10 protein-coding genes are annotated in these 15,719 nt (G+C 69.9%); 5 read left to right on the top strand and 5 right to left on the bottom strand.

Annotated features, from left to right (window positions below; all coding sequences use genetic code 11):
• Nucleotides 1–359, bottom strand: a 359-nt coding sequence (locus Q8Q77_RS12320) for a CoA transferase (protein WP_305583873.1), incomplete at its 3' end; no start/stop codon positions are given.
• A 99-nt stretch (nucleotides 360–458) separates the two neighbouring features.
• Between Q8Q77_RS12320 and Q8Q77_RS12315 the strand changes: the two genes are divergently transcribed.
• Entirely contained in the window at nucleotides 459–1,142 is a 684-nt protein-coding gene (locus Q8Q77_RS12315; RefSeq protein ID WP_305583872.1) for a fumarylacetoacetate hydrolase family protein, read from the top strand.
• On the top strand, nucleotides 1,139–1,783 hold the full coding sequence (maiA, locus tag Q8Q77_RS12310; protein WP_305583871.1) for a maleylacetoacetate isomerase: 645 nt from the start codon (nucleotides 1,139–1,141) through the stop codon (nucleotides 1,781–1,783). The genes Q8Q77_RS12315 and maiA overlap by 4 nt, the downstream gene beginning before the upstream one ends.
• A 54-nt stretch (nucleotides 1,784–1,837) precedes the next feature.
• Here the strand turns inward: maiA and Q8Q77_RS12305 are convergent, their stop codons facing one another.
• The 4 genes from Q8Q77_RS12305 to Q8Q77_RS12290 form a co-directional block, all read right to left on the bottom strand.
• Nucleotides 1,838–2,785 (bottom strand): IS110 family transposase, encoded by a 948-nt coding sequence (locus Q8Q77_RS12305; RefSeq protein ID WP_305583870.1) that lies wholly within the window; start codon nucleotides 2,783–2,785, stop codon nucleotides 1,838–1,840.
• Between the two features lie 336 nt (nucleotides 2,786–3,121).
• Nucleotides 3,122–5,242, bottom strand: a complete 2,121-nt coding sequence (gene pbpC / locus Q8Q77_RS12300) for a penicillin-binding protein 1C (RefSeq protein ID WP_305583869.1) — start codon at nucleotides 5,240–5,242, stop codon at nucleotides 3,122–3,124.
• Between the two features lie 101 nt (nucleotides 5,243–5,343).
• Nucleotides 5,344–10,389, bottom strand: coding sequence for an alpha-2-macroglobulin (locus Q8Q77_RS12295; RefSeq protein ID WP_305583868.1), 5,046 nt, complete (start codon nucleotides 10,387–10,389; stop codon nucleotides 5,344–5,346).
• A gap of 75 nt (nucleotides 10,390–10,464) precedes the next feature.
• The gene (locus Q8Q77_RS12290; protein WP_305583867.1) at nucleotides 10,465–11,931 is read right to left on the bottom strand and encodes an NAD-dependent succinate-semialdehyde dehydrogenase; all 1,467 of its coding nucleotides are present in this window, start codon (nucleotides 11,929–11,931) and stop codon (nucleotides 10,465–10,467) included.
• Between the two features lie 182 nt (nucleotides 11,932–12,113).
• Here Q8Q77_RS12290 and Q8Q77_RS12285 point away from each other — a divergent pair, with 182 nt between their 5' ends.
• The 3 genes from Q8Q77_RS12285 to Q8Q77_RS12275 all read left to right on the top strand — a co-directional run bounded on the left by Q8Q77_RS12285 (nucleotide 12,114) and on the right by Q8Q77_RS12275 (nucleotide 15,718).
• Nucleotides 12,114–12,287: a hypothetical protein gene (locus Q8Q77_RS12285; protein WP_305583866.1), complete on the top strand. Its 174-nt coding sequence runs from the start codon at nucleotides 12,114–12,116 to the stop codon at nucleotides 12,285–12,287.
• A 100-nt stretch (nucleotides 12,288–12,387) separates the two neighbouring features.
• Nucleotides 12,388–14,187 carry a M2 family metallopeptidase gene (locus Q8Q77_RS12280; protein WP_305583865.1) on the top strand — a complete coding sequence of 600 codons (1,800 nt, stop codon included), beginning with the start codon at nucleotides 12,388–12,390 and terminating at the stop codon, nucleotides 14,185–14,187.
• Between the two features lie 127 nt (nucleotides 14,188–14,314).
• Nucleotides 14,315–15,718: a TadE/TadG family type IV pilus assembly protein gene (locus Q8Q77_RS12275; RefSeq protein WP_305583864.1), complete on the top strand. Its 1,404-nt coding sequence runs from the start codon at nucleotides 14,315–14,317 to the stop codon at nucleotides 15,716–15,718.
• Nucleotide 15,719: the final 1 nt, after the last annotated feature.

Genomic DNA, 15,719 nt, shown 5'->3' with positions numbered 1-15,719 from the left:
AGTTTCGGGTTGTGTTCGAGCAGGGTCTGCGGCGCAAGTCCCATGCTCTCGAGGGTGCCGGGGCGGAAGCTCTCGACGAATACCGCGGCCGTGGGCACCAGGCGCAGCAGCAGTTCCCGGGCCTCGGGCTTGCGCAGTTCCAGCCCCAGGCTTTTCTTGTTGCGCGCGTAAAGCTTCCAGTTGGTCGGCACGCCCTGGGTCTGCCAGGCGCGCAGCGTATCGCCTGCCGGCGGCTCGATCTTGATCACCTCGGCGCCGAAATCGCCCAGGATCTGGCCGCAGAACGGACCGGCGATCAGGGTGCCCATCTCGACGACCTTCAGGTCCTTCAGGGGGCCGTTGTTGGCGGGGTCGGTCATGGGGTCCTCGGCGAAAGCTCGCGCCCGTTGGACCCGGCGGACGCTTCGTCTGTCAATGGCGGCCTTCACAGAGTTCCGCGCTGGGCGTATGGCGCAGGCATGACCGACTACGTCCTGGCGCCGCCGCCCACGCCCGCTGTCCCCGTCGAAGGGCAGGCGGCCGCCTTCCCGGTTCGCCGGGTCCTCTGTGTCGGGCGCAACTACGCCGCCCACCGCCGCGAGATGGGCGGCGACGACCGCGATCCGCCGTTCTTCTTCGCCAAGCCGGCCGACGCCGTGGTCCCGCCGGGTGCGTCCGTGCCCTACCCGCCGCGTACGGCCAACCTGCACCACGAAATCGAGCTGGTGGTGGCGCTGAAGGCAGGCGGCAAGGACATTCCGGTCGAGGCGGCCCTGGGCTGCGTCTACGGCTACGCGGTCGGCGTCGATCTCACTCGCCGCGACCTGCAGAACGCCGCCAAGGACAAGGGCCAGCCCTGGGACGCGTCGAAGGGGTTCGACGCCTCGGCCCCGATCTCGGCCATCCGGCCCTGGAAGGGCCCGGCGCCGCAGGGCCGCATCTCGCTCAGCGTCAATGGCGAGGTCCGCCAGGACGCCACGGTGGCCGACATGATCTGGAACCTGGCCGAGATCATCTCCGAGGCTTCCAAGCTCTGGACCCTGGCCCCCGGCGACCTGATCTTCACCGGCACGCCCGAGGGCGTCGGCCCGGTGGCGGTGGGCGACCTCGTCACGGGCGAAGTCGAGGGTGTCGGCCAACTCCAGTTCACGGTGACCGCATGAGCCTGACCCTGCATTCCTACTGGCGGGCCACCGCCCCCTATCGCGTGCGCATCGGCCTGCAGCTCAAGGGCCTGGACTACGGCTATGTCCCAGTGAACCTGCTGGAGGGGAACCAGCACCAGGCCGCCTATCGCGCGGTCAACCCGCAGCGCCTGATCCCGGCGCTCGACATCGGCGACGGCGAAATCCTAACCCAGAGCCTGGCCATCCTCGAATGGCTGGACGAGACCCATCCGGAGCCGGCCCTGTTGCCCAAAGCCGCGCTCGACCGAGCCCGGGTGCGCGCCCTGGCCGACATCGTCGCCTGCGACATCCATCCGCTGAACAACATGCGGGTGAATCGGGCGCTGGAGGCCATGGAGGTCAGCGCACCGCGACGCGCCAAGTGGGTGGAGCGCTGGATCCTCGACGGCTTCCAGACCCTGGAGCCGATGGTCGCCAAATACGGCCAGGGCTTCGCCTTCGGGGATACGCCCACCATCGCCGACTGCTGCCTGATCCCGCAGGTCTATTCGGCCCAGCGCTACAAGGTCGACCTGGAGCCGTTCCCGGCGATCCGCGCCGTGGCCGAGCATGCCGCCCAGCACCACGCCTTCATCGCCGCCCACCCGGACAACCAGCCCGACGCCAAACCGGCCTAAGCTCGACACAGTTCCTCCCCCAGCGCGCAGCGCGGTTAGGGGGAGCAACCGTAGTTATGGATGTTCAGGACGCCAGGCTGTGTTGTCGCGGATCATGGCGTTGAGCGTGACGAGCAGTCGTCTCATGCAGGCGACGAGGGCGAGCTTTGGCGGCTTACCGGCGCTGATCAGGCGTTGGAAGATCGGGCGTGGGCCTTGCTTTGCACGGAGCGAGGCGACGGCGGCCATATAGAGGGCCTGTCGTGGCCTGGCGCGACCGCCGCTGCAGACGGCCCGACCGGTCCAGGCGCCGCTTTTCCGGAAGAAGGGGGCTAGGCCCGCCAGCTTGGCGATGGCCTTACCGGAGACCTGTCCGAGCTCGGGCATGTGGGCCACCAGTTCGGCCGCCACCAGCGGACCTATGCCGGGCGCGGTCTGCAGGCGCGCCCAGGTGTCCCTGAGCGCCCGGGTCTCTTGCAGTCGGGCCAGGGCCTCCCGGGTCAGCCGCCGGGCCTCGAGCGCCGCAGCGACGGCCAGATCCTCCAAGGCCAGGCGGGCGGGGGCGTGATCCAGCCCCTGGGCCTGAGCCTTCAGCTGCCGGGCGACCTGCCCCGCAGCCTGACGCGCCGCCAGCAGATCCTTCAACTGCTGACGAGCCTCGTCCCGCTCGATCGGACGGCCGCGGGCCTGGGCCACGAAGAGGGCGATCATCGCTGCGTCGATGGCGTCGGTCTTGGCCGGCGCGCCAAGCGCCTTGGCCAGGGCCCGCACGCGCGCCGGATCGGTCCAGCGCACCTCCACCTGCGCCTCGATCAGCGCCCGCACCAAGCCCCGCTCGTAGCCGCCCGAAGGCTCAACCCCAACCACCACCGGCCGCTCCAGGGCCTTCAACCGCGCCAGCAGGCTTCGCCAGCCCGTCGCGTCGTTGCCGACCCGCCAGACCTTAGGCCCGCCAAGCACGCAGACATCCAGCGCGGCCTTGGACACATCAACGCCCACATAGGCGATCTCTTGTGGCATCATCTTCCCGCCCATCCTCGCAAGGTTCGGGCTTTGGGCCCTGACAACCGTTCGGGTTCAGAAGACGCTCCGTCGGACCCAAGCTCCCCCACGGGCTGCTAACCTCGGTGGCGACGGCCTCGACGGCCTCGACGGCGCGGCGGCCGGCCGCTGGCGTGATAAGCGCTTCGGCCGGCCGCTCATCCAAGCTAGCCCATTCCAATTACACGAGGTGGATCGTCGCCCTTTTCGGCGACGCGACGGAGGGGGATGAAGCCCATAAGAGTCAAAGTCCCCCTCAGTCAGCTTCGCTGACAGCTCCCCCAGGAGGGGAGCAACTTCGTGTCTTGCCCGCCGGCGTCAGCCGCCCTTGACCCGCACCCGGGCCGAGGCCTTGCGGCCCTGTGCGTCGACCACGGTCAGCCGGTAGAAGCCCGGGCCTTGCGGGCGCCAGACCGTACGGCCGGAGACCGGGTCCGTGGCGAGGCGCGCGCCTTCAACATACCAGGCCAGGTCCTCCCCCCCGGCGGCGAGGACCAGTCCCCGCGAGGCCTGCCCGAAGGCCTCCACCTGCACGGTCGAGCCGTTCGGCGGGAAGATCAGGCGCGGGCCCTGGTCGGTCTGTTCCAGTTTCTCCAGCGCCCGGGGCGCGGCGCGCGGCGCGACGGGCCGCGGGGCCGAGGCGGGGGCGTCGAGCTGGTCGGCCACGTCGAACAGCAGGGGCAGGGCGGCGTCGCGCCCCGTCAGCCCGCCGCGCGCTCCACCGTCGGCCCGTCCGGTCCAGACCACGATGACGTAGCGGCCGACAATCCCGGCCGCCACGGCGTCGCGGAAGCCGTAGGAGGTGCCGGTCTTGAAGGCCATGAGCGGGCGGCCCCGGGTCAGCGCCACCGGGGTCGAGCCGGCCGGCGGCGGGGTCTCGCGCAGGATGTCCAGTACCTGGGCGGCGGCCTCGGCGCGCATCAGCCGCTCGCCGCCCAGGCCCTCACGCCGCGCGGCCTCGACCTGCGTCCAGGCGAGCGGTTTGGCCACCCCGCCGTCGCCCAGAGCCGCATAGAGCACCGCCAGGTCGCGCAAGGTGATCCCCACCCCGCCGAGCGCCATCGCCAGACCCGCCGCACGGGTCTCGGCCCGCGGCCGGACCAGGTTCACGCCGGCCGCGTCGACCCGTGCCTCGAAGGCCGCGGGGCCCAGCTTGTCCAACAGCTCAACCGCCGGGACGTTCAGGGAATTGGCCAGGGCCTCGCGGGCGGTGACCTTGCCGCGGAACACCCGGTCGAAGTTCTCCGGCTGGTAGTCGCCGAACCGCCGCGCGGCGTCTTCGATCTGGGTGTCGGGCGCGGCGATCCCGTCGTCGAAGGCGAAGCCGTAGATGAAGGGCTTGAGCGCCGAGCCGGGCGAGCGGACGGCGCGGGTCATGTCGATCCAGCCGCCCGGCCGCTGCAGCCCGCCCGAGCCCACGGCGGCGCGGACGGCGCGGCCCTCGATCTCCACCACCAGGATGGCGGCGGTGGCCTCGGGGCCCTGGGCGCGGGCGACCTGGGCGGCCAGGGGCTCGAGCTTGGACTGCAAGCGGGCGTCGATCGTCGAGACCACCGTGGCCTGGTCGACTGGTGCGGCTCGGGCCAGCTCGCCGGCGGCGTGCCAGGCCATGGCCGGGAACGAGGCGCGGCCGGGCAGCGGCTCGGTCTCCGCCTCGTGCGCCTCGGCCTCGGTGATCACTCGGGCGCGGACCATCTTGTCCAGCACCTGGCGGCGGGCGGCGCGGGCGGCCTCCGGGCGACGGTCGGGTCGGCGGGCTTCCGGCGATTGAGGCAGGGCGATCAGCAGGGCCTGTTGGCCAAGGGTCAGGGTCTCGGGCTCCTGGCCGAAATAGGAGAGACTGGCGGCGCGGACGCCCTCCAGATTGCCGCCATAGGGGGTGAGGGTCAGGTAGAGCGCCAAGATCTCGCGCTTGGAGAGCCGCGCCTCGATCTGCAGGCTGCGGACCATCTCGATCAGCTTGGAGCCGAGATTGCGCGGCCGTGGCTCCAGCAGCCGCGCCGTCTGCATGGTGAGCGTCGAGGCGCCGGAGGTGACCGCGCCGCTGGCGATGGCGTCGCCGCCCGCTCGGACCACAGCCAGGGGGTCGACCCCGCGATGCAGCCAGAAGCGCTCGTCCTCCACGGCCACCAGCCGGCGCAGGAAGCTGGGATCGGTGCGGCTGAGGTCCGTCCGGATCCGCCAGCGACCGTTCTCCACCGGCAGGGCCCGCAGCCACACTCCGCGCCGATCCAGGGCCACTGGCGACGACCGCTCGCCTCGCGACAGGTTCGGCGGCAGCAGGGCGTCGAGCGCGAAGATGGCGGCCTCGACGGCGAGGAGAGCGATCAGGGCGAGGGTGAGACGGCGGACGTGTCCCTTCTCCCCTTGCGGGAGAAGGTGGCCCTGCGGAGCAGGGTCGGATGCGGGGGCGCGCCGGACTCGCCGCGCGACAGCCATGCCGAACCTCTGAAAGGCGCCGATAGGCTGGGGGGACCCCTCATCCGACCCCCTGCGGGGGCCACCTTCTCCCGCAAGGGGAGAAGGATCGCCTCTGCCATTCATTGCCCCGGCGCGATCACCGTGCGGCCGGCCGCCGTCCGGGCGTTGAGGCCCGGACGGTACATGTCGCGGGCTTCCGCCCCCGGCAGCAGGAACTCGCCCGCCGTCACGGCGCGGGCCACATAGGCGAAGGCGAAGTTGGTGTGGCCTTCCAGGTCGAGGGCGGCGATGTAGCGATCGTCGCGCGATTCCTGGACGTCGGCGCCGGTCAGGGTTCCGAGGAACTTGAACGGCCCCCTCTGGGCGTCGTCGGGGCCGAGCACCGTCTCGATCTCGAAGCCGGCCGGGAGGGGATCGTCCACCACCAAGGCCATGGAGCGGGCCTGGCCCGAGCGGCCGGAGACCAGCACGATCACCCGGTCCCCCTGGCGCAGGGCGGCGGGATCGACCGTCCCCCCGGTGAAGCCGACCAGCCGCTTCGACAACGTGATGCCATTCTGCTCGGGGGCCGGCGGGGCGACCGGCGCGCCAGTCACCGTCACCGTCCGCCAAAGCGCGCCGGAGCCAGCGTTGACGAATTTCGCCTCGGCCAGCCGGCCCACCGCCCAGCGCGGCGCGCCGCCGGTGGCCTTGAGCGGGATGGCGCCCGTGGCGTCGATCTTCATCGTCCCGGCGGCCTTCAGCATCCAGTGGGCGGCCTGCAGCAGGCGCGCCTGTTCCTGGGTGTTGAGCGCGTCGGGGTCCCTCACCGCATTCTCCAGCCGGCCTTGTAGGCTTCTTGCGAGGTCGGTCTCGCCGGCCTCGTAGGCCAGCGCGATGACCCCGGCGATGTCGCGCAGCGGGCTCTGGTACCAGTCGCTCTCCTCGCGATAGCCCAGCGAGCGGACCGCCTGGCGGAAGGCCGAACGGGCGCGGGCCCGGTCGCCCATGAGGGCCAGGCCGGCGCCGACCTGGGCCTTGGCCAGCGGCGAGGCCTCGGTCTTCATCTGCACGTCGTGCCACCAGCGCAGGCGGGCGAGGTCGCCCTTGCCGCCCTTGGCCAGGACATAGAGGGCGTAGGCCGAGGCGCGGCTGCGCATGATCGTCGTGGCCTTCTTGGAGGCCTCCGGCGAGCCTGCCCACCAGGTCGGATATTCCAGCCGGTAGGAGACCGAGGCCCAGCCTTCGGGCCGCGAGATCTGGCGCATGGCGACCAGCGCCCGGTCCAGCGCCTGTTGCGGCACCGGGGCGCCGGCCTTCTGCGCCTCGATCAGGAAGTCGGTGGCGTAGGCGCCCAGCCAGGCGTCGGCCTCGCCGTCACCCACCCGCCAGAGGCCGAAGGCGCCGTCCAGGGTCTGGCGGTCCAGCAGCTTGCCGACCGCCTGGTTCAGGGCCGCCGAGGTCCGCTTCAGCTTCGGATCGGTGGAGACTTCCTGGGCGTAGAGCAGGGGATAGGCGCCCGACACGGTCTGCTCGGTGCAGCCATAGGGGTAGCGCGACAGGGCCTGGGCGATCGGCCCGGGGTCGAAGCCGCGGAACGGCGAATAGCTCACCTGCAGGGTGGCGTCCCCCGCCGCCAGGCCGGCCAGCAGTCCGGGAACTGGCGTGTAGGACGCGCCGGCCCGCTGCAGTTCGATGGTGGTCCGGGTGATCGGGCTCCAACCCAGCCGGGTCTGGATCGGATAGTCGCGGGCGGTGGTGAAGCCGGGTCCGGAGACCTTGAAGCCGACTTTGCCGATCCCGGCCCGGCTCGGGGCGTTGAACGGGATCCGCTCGGCGATCCTCTGGCCGAGCGCCAGCTGGAAGGCCTTGCGGAAGGGCGCGATCACACCGCCCTGGGCGGTAAGTTCCGCCACATAGGCCCCGACCTTGCCTTCCAGATTGTGCAGTTCGAGGGTGGCGAAGGCCTTGTCGCCGGGCGCGAGGAAGCGGGGCAGGGAGAGCTCCGTCACCACCGGCTCGCGCACGGTGAGCGGCTTGGACGCCGAGCCCACCGCGGTGTCGGTCCAGGCCACCGCCATCAACCGCAGCTCGCCGTTGAAGTCGGGCGCCGGCAGCTTGATCACCGCCTTGCCGTCCAGGCCGGTCTCCACCACCCCCGACCACAGGGCCACGGTCTTGATCGGGGTGACCGTCAGGCCCTCGCCGCCGATGCCGTCGGCGCCGAAGCTGACATTGGCCGGGGCGCCCAGGTTGGGGTCCAGCAGTCGGCCATAGTCGTCGCGATAGTTGAGGGTCAGCGCCCGCTTGCCGAAGTACCACTTCACTGGGTCGGGGCTCTCGAAGCGGGTCAGGCGCAGGATGCCCTCATCCACCGCCGCCAGGGTCACCCGCGCGCGGCCGCCGAAACCGGCGCCCTTGATGGTGATCGGCACCTCCAGCACGGACTTGGAGTCAACCTTGGTTGGTGTGTCGATCTCCACCGCCAGCTTGCGGCTCTTGGGATCGAGCGGGACATAGACCAGGCCGAGCGCCCGGCGCGGCTTGGGCGAGGCCACCGGATCGCGCGGCTGGATGACGCTCACCAGCACATAGGCCCCGCCGCCCCAGGCGCCGTTGGTCTTGAGCCGCACCGTCGTCCCGTTCTTGCCGACGGTGACGGTCTTGAAGTCGATCAGCCGGTCGGTGGCGACCGCGATCTGGGCCTCGCCCGCATAGGGCGGCTTCAAGGTGATCTCGACCGTGTCACCCTGGCCGTAGGCCTTGGGTCCGGCGGTGACGCGCACGAAGTCGGGCGCCTCCACGTCCTTGGCCGGGGCGCCCCAGCCGGAGGCGAAGCGGATCACGCTGGCCACGCCGCCGGGCCCGGTCAGCTCCAGCCTATAGTCCCCCCAGCCTAGGCGGCGCGAGATGCGTGCGGGCCTGGCGGCGTCGACATTGATCGTCCCGCGCGCCACCACCACGTCGCGGCTGGTCCGCCGCCACTGCCAGCGGCCGTCCTGCTGGAACCAATCATAGTCCCAGTTCTCGGCCACCAGGCTGTAGGCCGCGCCCTTGGCCGCGATCCGCCGCCCCGCCGCGTCGGCGGCGATGACGTCCAGCAGCATGGTCGGGTCGCCCCGGGCGTCGGTGTCGCCTTGCTCGATCTTGACCCCCAGATAGAGCGGCTTGGTGCGGACCTTCAGGTCCAGGCCTTCGCGCACCGGCCGCCCGCCAGGCTCGAACACGCTGGTGGTGAAGGTGGCCGACAGTGGCTGGGGCGTGTCGCCGGCCTCGGTTGAGGAGATGGCCAGCACGGCGCGGCCGTCGCCGTCGGTGACGGTCTGGCCGATTTCCAGGAACTTCTCCTCAAAGGGCGTGCGCTGGTCGCCCCACTGATAGCCCTCGAACTGCGGGAACGGGTTGGGGTCGACCCGCAGCCGGGCCTCGCCCTGGGTCTGCAGCCCGGCGCCCGCCGCGCCGTAGAGGAAGCGGGCGGTGACGTCGATATTGCGCGTCTCGCCGGCCTTCATCGGCACGGTTTCCTGGCCGACCACGGTGACGGCCAGCCGCTGGGGCGCGAAGTCCTCCACCGAGAACGACAACTCGCCGGCCGGCCTGTCCAGGCCCTCGATCTCCAGCTTGGCGGTCCAGCGACCGCGCGGCGCGCTCTTGGGCACGGCGATGTCGGTGGTCACCGCGCCGTTCGGGCTGCCGTCGAAGGGATAGCGCCGGAACTCCACGCCCGAGGGTCGCCGCACCACGATGGCGCCCTTGCGATCCTTGACCGCCTTGGCCTCGCGGTCGCGCAGCAGGGCGTTGAGATGCACCGTCTCGCCCGGCCGATAAATGCCGCGGTCGGCATAGAGATAGCCGTCGATGGCCGAGACGATGGAGCGGCCTGAGGTTCCTCCGCCCTCCTCGGTTCGCCCGCCGATCCCCTGTTTGGAGAGGTCGACCGGGGCGCGGTCGAGGTCGAGCACCGCCAGGTCGCCCTGCGGCCCATAGGCCATGACCATCTTGGCGTCGTCCGCGCCCTTGCCCTCGAGTAACGGGCGGTCGAAGCGCACGTGGCCCTGGGCGTCGGTCCGGGCCTCGGCCAGGTCCTCGCCGTTGCGCGCCACCAGGGCCACGCGGATTCCGGCCAAGGTTTTGGCGGTCTTCAGCGAGCGCACCACCACGTCCAGCGCCTCGGAACCGTCATAGCCGGCCAAGGCCATGTCGGTGAACACCACCCAGCGCCGCGCTTGGGCCGGCGGATTGGGATCGTAGCCGTCCTCGTCATCCTCGCCGGTCTTCAGGCCGCGTCCGCCCGAGGCGTCGCGGGCCTTCACCACATAGGCGCCGGCCTTCATCTCCTTGAGCACCGCGCCCAGGGGGAAGACGGTGGTCACCCGCTCGCCGGTCCCCTGGGTCTGGACGGCGACCTCGCCCTTCCAGACCACCCGGCCCTCGTCATTCGGACTGTCGGACCCGTAGTCATCGGAGTACTGCCCGTCGCCCGTAGGGTCGGGGGCGCTGATCGACTTGCGCACCAGGTTGCGGTCGACCACCCGCCAGACCTCGATCTGCAGGCGGCTGACATTGACCGTCTCGATGCCGATCCCGTCGGCGTCCTCGCGCGGCAGGATCACGCCCTCGCCGGCGAAGCCCACATAGGGCGGCTTCTCCCCGAAGGTGAAGTCGACATCGACGTTGGCGGCCAGGGTCTCGCCGCCCTTGGCCGGCAGGCCCTTCAACAGGGTCACGCGGCGGTCGGTGAAGCCCAGGCCGGCGACGCAGATCTCCGAGCCCTTGACCTGGACGGCCGGGCTGCGGCCCAGGTCCGGCGAGACCAGCACAAAGTCGGCATAGGGCTTGGAAGGGTCCAGCGGCCGGGTCAGCTCGACACAGGCCAGGGGCTCGGACTTCGAGGTGTCGATCCGGTTGCGCCAGACCGCGAAGCCCTCGGGCTTGGGAATGCCCCGGCGGGCCGCGCCCGCGCCCCGCGGCTTGCCGAACAGCGACCAGCCCTGGGCGCCGGGGGCGGTCGCCGCTGGCTTGGCCTCCGTGAGGGCCTCGATCCCCTTGGCCGCCAGGAAGCCGCCGCCGAAGGCCGCCGCCAGCAGGCCGGCGGCCACGGCGCCGGGGATGCGGCTGGCGCGGACCTTCTGCGCCCAGGCGCGCAGGCGAGGCGTCGGCGCGCTCGGCGTCTCGTCGCTCGCCATTGGGCCCCTCCCGCCTGACAGAATGTCGCAGGGCCGATGGGACGCGAAAGCCCGGGCGCCGTCAATCGACGACGGCTACCGCAGGGCGAGCGTCAGCGACTTCACCTGCAGATAGTCGTCGATCCCGTAGACCGAGCCCTCGCGGCCATAACCCGACTGCTTGATCCCGCCGAACGGGTTGGCGGCGTTGGAGATCAGGCCGGTATTGACCCCGATCAGCCCTGCCTCGATCCCGCGCCCCACCCGCATCGCGCGGTTGAGGTCGTCGGTGAACAGGAAGGCGGCCAGGCCGAACTCCGAGGCGTTGGCGCGGGCGAGCGCTTCCTCTTCGGTGTCGAACGAGAACACCGGAACCACCGGGCCGAAGGTCTCCTCGTGGCAGAAGAGCGCGTCGTCGCCGCCGACCATCACCGTGGGCTGGAAGAAGCGACCCTCCAGCCGCTGGCCCCCTGTCAGCAGCCTGCCGCCGGCCGCCAGGGTGCGGGCGATGTGATCCTCCACCTTGGCCACCCCCTTCGCGTCGATCAGCGGGCCGATCTCGACGCCGGCCGCGAAGGGATCGCCGACCTTCAGGGCCGCCACCCGGGCGGTGAGTTTCTCCAGATAGGCGCCCTTCACCCCTGCCTGAACATAGACCCGGTTGGGACAGACGCAGGTCTGGCCGCCGGCGCGGAACTTGCCGGCCACCGCGCCCTCGACGGCCACCTCCAGGTCCGCGTCGTCGAACACCAGTAGGGGCGCGGCCCCGCCCAGCTCCATGGAGAGCCGCTTGAGGGTCGGCGCGCACTGGGCGGCGAGCTTGCGGCCGACCTCGGTGGAGCCGGTGAAGGAGAGCTTGCGGATCAAAGGCGACCCGGTCAGCCGGCCGCCGACCACGTCCTGAGCGCCGGTCACCACCGAGAGGCAGCCTTCGGGCAGGCCGGCCTCCAGGGCGAGGGCCGCTAGGGCGAGCGCAGTGAACGGCGTCGCCGAGGCGGGCTTCAGCACCACCGGGCAGCCGGCGCAGAAAGCGGCGGCCAGCTTGCGGGTGACCATGGCGGCTGGGAAATTCCAGGGTGTGATCGCCGCCACCGGGCCCACGGGCTCGCGGAAGGCCAGAATCAGGTCGCCGCCGTTGGCGCTCTCGATGGCCTTGCCGTCCAGCCGCTCGGCCATGCCGGAAAACCAGCTGATGAACGAGTTGGCGTAGCGGACCTCGCCCAGGGCCTCCTTCCACGGCTTGCCGTTCTCGAGGCTGATCAGGGCGGCCAGGTCATCCTCGTTCGCCGTCACCAGCTCGGCCCAGCGAGCCAGGAATTCGCCGCGCGCCTTGCCCTTGGTTGCGGCCCAGGGGCGGAAGGCGGCCGCGGCCGCGGCGATGGCCCGGTCGACCTCGTCGCCGCCGAGTTTGGGCACGCGCCCCAGCACCCGCTCGTCGGCGGGGTTGTCGACCGCGATGGCGTCGCCGCCGGCCGGGATCCAGGTCCCGGCCACCAGGGCGGCCTCGTGGATCAGGGCGGCGCCCTTGGCGCGCAGGTCGGGCGGCGGTGCGTGGTCGTTCATGGCGGGTCCTCCGTACGCAACCTATAATCCCGCAAGGTCCCCAGGGCTCCGGCGACCGGTTCCAGGCCCGCGGTCAACATTATCGTGTTGCGGCGCGGTCTCCGGCAACGCTTGACTCATACAAGCGTTGGAGTTGCTATTGTCGGTATATGCCGCACTGCAGCATGAGTTTGGAGGCGCTTGTGACGGAAAAGCCGTTCGCCTATTCCCTGTCCCACGCCGAGGCCGGTTGGGCCTGGCGCATCTTCGACGAAGAGGGCGAGACCGTCGCCCAGGGGACGGACCTGAGCCAGTCCGGCGCCCAGGCGGCCGTGGAATCGGCGATCGCGCGCGCGGCCTCGGAGCTTCGCGCCTAGGGTTCGCCGTTCGCCCTCCCTTGACGATCCCAACGCCCGGCGGTCCAGTCCTGGTCAGAAGCGTGCTTCGCGCCCGCCCCATCCAGGAACGTCCGTCAACATGAAATCGAAGCTGCTCGCCGCCACGGCGGTCGCCCTGCTGGCCTTCGCGCCCGCCGTCGCGCAAGACGCCAAACCGACCCCCGCCGAGGCCAAGGCCTTCGTCGAGAAAGCCGAGGCCGAGCTGGCGGCGTTCAACGAATATGTCGCCAAGTCCTCCTGGGTGCGCGCCACCTACATCACCGAGGACACCCAGTGGCTGGAGGCCAAGGCCACCGGCGAGCAGAACGAGCTGGTCACCCGCTACGCCAAACAGGCGGCCAGGTATGACGGCGTCGCGGTCGATCCGGTCACCGCACGCAAGCTGAAGCTGCTGAAGCTCTATCTGGTGTCGCCGGCGCCCGACCGGCCGGGCGCGGCGGCCGAGCTCGCCACCCTCTCGACCAAGCTGGACTCCACCTATTCCAGCGGCAAGTTCCAGCATGCCGGCAAGACGCTGACGCTGAACGACGCCGAGGACATCCTGGCGGCCAGCCGCGACCCGGCCGAGCTGAAGGCGGTGTGGGAGGGCTGGCACTCTATTTCGCCGGTGATGCGTCCGGACTACGCCAAGCTGGCGGCGCTCTCCAACGAGGGCGCGCAAGGCCTGGGCTTCAAGGACACCGGCGCGCTGTGGCGCTCCAACTACGACATGGACCCCGACGCCTTCGGCGCCGAGACCGACCGGCTGTGGAAGCAGGTGGAGCCCTTCTACAAGAACCTGCACTGCTATGTGCGCGCCCGGCTGAACGACAAGTACGGCGACGCGGTCCAAAAGCGCAGCGGCCCGATCCGCGCCGATCTGTTGGGAAACATGTGGGCCCAGCAGTGGGGCAACATCTATGACGTGGTCCAGCCGAAGACCGCGACCTCCAGCTACAACCTCGACAAGCTCTTGGAGTCCCGGGGCTACGACCCGGTGAAGATGGTCAAGACCGGGGAGGGCTTCTACACCTCCATGGGCCTCGCGCCCCTGCCGGAGAGCTTCTGGAAGCGCTCGATGATCATCCGGCCGCAGGACCGCGAGGTGGTTTGCCACGCTTCGGCCTGGGACCTGGACGACCGCGAGGACATCCGCATCAAGATGTGCGCCAAGGTGAATGCCGAGGACTTCTACACCGTCCACCACGAGCTGGGTCACAACTACTACCAGCGCGCCTACAAGGATCAGCCGTTCCTGTTCAAGAACGGGGCGAACGACGGCTTCCACGAGGCGATCGGAGACTTCGTCGGCCTCTCGGCCCTGACCCCGACCTACCTCAACCAGATCGGCTTGCTGGATAAGGCGCCGGGGGTCGAGGAGGACATCCCGTTCCTGCTCAAGATGGCGCTCGACAAGATCGCCTTCCTGCCCTTCGGCCTGATGGTCGACCGCTGGCGCTGGCAGGTGTTCTCCGGCCAGACCACGCCGGAGCGCTACAACGACGACTGGCTGAAGCTGCGGCTGCAGTATCAGGGCCTGGTTCCGCCCGGACCGCGTCCTGCCGACGCTTTCGATCCCGGCGCGAAATACCACGTGCCCGGCAATGTGCCCTACACCCGCTACTTCCTGGCCCATATCTACCAGTTCCAGTTCCAGCGCGCGGCCTGCCGCCAGATGGGCTGGAAGGGCCCGCTGCACCGGTGCTCGGTCTACGGACAGAAGGAGGTGGGCGCGAAATTCAACGCCATGATGGAGATGGGCGCCTCCAAGCCCTGGCCGGAAGAACTGGCGGCCTTCACCGGCGAGACCAAGACCGACGCCAGCGCCGTGGCTGACTATTTCAAGCCGTTGAACATCTGGCTGACCGCCCAGAATAAGGGCGAGAGGTGCGGTTGGTGAGGGCTTAGCCCAGGGTCCGTTTCGCCTTCAGGGTGCTGGGCAATAGTTTTTGATTCACCTTGTCCGGCGCCCGTTTGTTTACGCTGACCTGTCAAATTCGCTCGAATCGACCAGCGGGGGTCCGGGCGTGGACACGAATTCGAAGCAGATCCGCGGGCGCTTGGCCCGCTTCGGCGGGGCCATGATCGGCTTCGCCCGGCGCCTGACGCGCGACGAAGGCGGCGCTTCGGCGGTGTTCTTCGCCGTGGCCCTGCTGATGCTCACGCCCATGACGCTCGGCCTGGTCGACGTCTACATCAGCACCACCCAGCGCGGTCAGCTGCAGGACGCCCTCGACACCGCCACCCTCTATGCGGCCCGGTCCTCGGCGACCACCACGGCCGAGATCGACTCGATCGGCGACGCGGCCCTGATCGCCAACCTGGTCCTGCCCGAGGGCGAGAGCATCGTCGAATCCAACTTCGTGCTGGACGGCGTCAAGGTGGTCAGCTCCGCGGCCGTCACCCCGCCCGGCATCTCGCCGCAGATCTGGAACCAGCAGAATCTGCGCGCCAACTCCGAGGTGGTCCGCAACTCGAACCACGTCGAGGTCGCCCTGGTGCTCGACACCACCGGCTCGATGAGCGGCCAGAAGCTGACGGACATGAAGACCGCGGCCAACGACCTGGTCGACATCGTCGTCCAGGACATCCAGACGCCCTACTATTCCAAGATGGCCATCGTCCCCTATTCGATGGCGGTCAATGTCAGCAGCACATACGCCAACTCCGTGCGCGGCACGCCCAAATCGGGCACCAATCCGACCCGTGGCACCAACACCGCGCCGCCGTACAGCAAGTTCTGGTTCCGGAACAACAATAGCCAAGACAAGACCTGGACCATCAACACCTGCGTCACCGAGCGCACCGGAACCAACGCCTATACGGACGTCGCGCCGACCACCAACGCCAACCTGATCGGGCCGAACTATCAAGCGTCGACCAGTGCTTGCACGGCCGTGTCGACGATCCAGCCGCTCAGCACGAGCAAGACGACACTTAAGAACAAGATCGCCAGCTTCACCGCCAGCGGCACGACGGCCGGTCATATCGGCCTGGCCTGGGGCTGGTACATGGTCTCCCCGGAATTCGGATATCTCTGGCCGGCCGCCAGCAAGCCCGCGGCCTACGGAACGGATGACCTCCTGAAGGTCGTGATCCTGATGACCGACGGCGAATTCAACACCGCCTACTGCAAGGGCGTTGTGTCGAATAACTATAGCGGCACGTCCAACGACAACGAGATCAATTGCAACGCCACGAACGGCAGCCCCTTCACCCAAGCCAAGACGCTCTGCACCAATATGAAGGAAAAAGGGGTGATCGTTTACACCGTCGGGTTCGCCCTGGGCGGCAATGCGAGCGCCGTCGATGTCATGAACTCCTGCGCCACCGACGCGAAGCACGTCTACCTGCCCGGCAGCGGCGCGGCCCTGAAGGACGCCTTCAAGGCCATCGGCCAGGACATCAACTCCCTGCGCCTCGCGAAATAAC

It is taken from the genome of Phenylobacterium sp. (assembly GCF_030698145.1).
In the GTDB taxonomy this organism is placed as follows: Bacteria; Pseudomonadota; Alphaproteobacteria; order Caulobacterales; family Caulobacteraceae; genus Phenylobacterium.
The sequence above is the reverse complement of the archived record's forward strand: the minus strand, read 5'-3'. Positions and strand labels throughout refer to the sequence as shown.